Here is a 2,477-nt window from a genome sequence, read left to right as displayed (position 1 = left end):
GCGCCGAGCGGCGCCGCCCCGCGCTCGCGGGGGGTAAGGCCGACGACGCCCGGCTCAGCCGAGCGTCGTCGGCCGCACCGCGTCGCCCTCGCCCGGCGACGCGTCGAGCACGTGCTCGGCGAGGAAGCCGAGCACCACCTCGTACCAGACCTTCGCGTGCTGCGGCGCGAGGACCCAGTGGTTCTCGTCCGGGAAGTACAGGAAGCGGTGCACGGTCTCGCCGTCGGGCCCGGCCGGACGGCCGGACTCCGCGAGGAGCTCGTACCAGAGGCGCAGCCCCTCGCCGATCGGCACGCGGTAGTCCTTGTCGCCGTGGATCACCAGCATCGGGCTGACGATGTCCCCCACGAACCGGTGCGGGCTGTTCTCTAGCGCCATCTCCGGCGTCATCTCGCGCTGCCAGTAGTACGAGTGGTCCGTGGTCGGCCCGAACTGGTCGAGCGCCCACAGGCTCGCGTGCGTGACGACCGCGCGGAAGCGGTCGGTGTGGCCGGCGACCCAGTTCGCCATGTAGCCGCCGAACGAGCCGCCCATCGCGGCGGTCCGGGTCTCGTCCACCTCGGGCAGCGTCTCGACGTGGTCCGTGATGGCCATGAGGTCGGTGTACGGCGCCTGCCCCCACGCGCCCCAGCCGCGCTGGACGAAGTCCTGCCCGTACCCGGTCGACAGCGCCGGGTCCGGCAGCAGCACCGCGTAGCCGCGCGCGACCATCAGCCACGGGTTCCAGCGCCAGCTCCACGCGTTCCACGACCCGAGCGGCCCGCCGTGGATCCACAGGAGCAGCGGGGCAGGGCTCTCGGCGCTCGCCCCGTGCGGGAGCGCGAGCCAGCCGCGCACGCGGACGTCGTCCGACGCCGCGGTCTCCACCTCCACGAGCGTGCCGGGCAGCTCAGGGTTCGCGACCGGTCCCCGCAGGGCGGTCGCGGCGACCGGCGTGCGGGTGCCGGGCTCCCCGCTGCCGAGGAAGGCGCCCAGGTCGATGCGCACCGGCTCGGCCGGCGCGAGGTAGCTCGTGCGCAGCGCGTACGCCGTGCGACCGTCGGGCGCGACGTGCACGTCCGTGAACACGGCGTCGTCGGCGGTGACCTTCTCCGCGGTCCCGTGCTCGCCCGTGCCGTCCGGCGAGAAGGCGACGAGGAAGACGGGGCCGCGCCCGTCGTCGTCGGCCGTGACGAGGAGGCCCGAGCCGTCCGGGAGCCAGCGCAGCGACGTGGGCCAGCGGTCCCAGTGCGGCGCGAGCGTGCGCGGCGTCGCGTGGTTCTCGGCGCGCGTCGTCGGCGCGTCGTCGTGCGCGTCCGCGGCGCCGGCGCGGCCGTCGGGCGCGTGCAGCGGCACGACGGCGACGGTCTCCTCCGGCGCGTTCTGCGGCGTCGTGAGGGTCTCGCGGACGAATGCGACGAACGCGCCGTCGGGCGAGATGCGCGGCCCGTGCACCTGCGCGCCCGGCTCGTCGACGAGCGTGCGGCGCGCGCCCGTGGCGGTGTCGATCGCGACGAGGGTGCTGCGCGTCGCCGGGCCGGGGCCGGGCACCTGCCAGGTCGTGACGAGCGTCGTCCCGTCGGCGGACAGGTCGGCGGAGTGCTCCCACAGGGCGCGGCCCGGGCCGCCGGCGTCGGGGCCGGGGCCACGGCTGAGGTCGCGCAGGTCGAGGAGACGCGGGTCGTGGGAGCCGGCGGTCTCGTCCCCGGCGCCGTCGGCACCGTCCGCGTCGTCCCGGGCGGGGAGCGGGCGGGCCGGCTCGTCGACCGGCGTCGTGAGGTCGGCGACGAACCGATGCGTGGTACCCGGGCCGAGGTCGTGGTCCCAGTGCCGGACCGGGTACGCGTCGTGCAGGATCGCCGCGACCTTGGCGTCCTTGCGGGCCTTGCGGAGCTCGCCGTCGTGCGCGAGGTCGCGGGCGCTCGGCAGGACGTCGGCCGCGACCGAGACCACGGGCGCGTCCGCCGCGGCCAGCGGCGCGGTCACGCCCGCGGGTGCCGTCGCGACCACGCGCGCCTCGCCCCCGCGGGCCGGCAGGAGCCAGAGCGCCGACTTCGCGTCGTCGTCGCCGGCCGCGTCCGGGTCGGGGCGCGCCGAGGTGAAGAGCAGGTCCCCCGTGGCCGTGAACGTCGCGCTCGACTCGCCCTTGGTGCTGCGCGTGAGGCGTCGGGCCGGGGCCTGCCCCGTGGGGTCGACCTCCCACAGCGCCGTGCGGTACGCCGTGCGCGTGTCGTCGAGCGTCTGGACCGACGTCACGAGCCGGCTCCCGTCGCGCGACAGCGCGAGGCCGCCCGTGCGCGGGATCGCGACGTACTCGTCGAGGTCGTGGAACGGCGTCGTGGCGGAGGCGTCAGCGGTCGTGGGGCGGGCGCGCTCGGGCCCGGCAGCAGTACTCACGAGTACGTCCTATCACGCCGCCGTTTCGCGCTCGCGCTCGCACCCGCCCTCCCGCCGAACACGGGGTCGTCCACCGGATTCGCCGCGATCGGGTGGACGAC

Annotated in this window: 1 protein-coding gene; it reads right to left on the bottom strand. The window is 76.3% G+C overall.

Annotated elements, in window-relative coordinates; genetic code table 11:
• Positions 1-54: 54 nt before the first annotated feature.
• The gene (locus tag ACFTZA_RS00005) at positions 55-2,376 is read right to left on the bottom strand and encodes a prolyl oligopeptidase family serine peptidase (protein ID WP_378189396.1); all 2,322 of its coding nucleotides are present in this window, start codon (positions 2,374-2,376) and stop codon (positions 55-57) included.
• Positions 2,377-2,477 lie beyond the last annotated feature (101 nt).

Source organism: Cellulosimicrobium sp. NPDC057127 (assembly GCF_042670945.1).
Lineage (GTDB): Bacteria > Actinomycetota > Actinomycetes > Actinomycetales > Cellulomonadaceae > Cellulosimicrobium.
The sequence above is the reverse complement of the archived record's forward strand: the minus strand, read 5'-3'. Positions and strand labels throughout refer to the sequence as shown.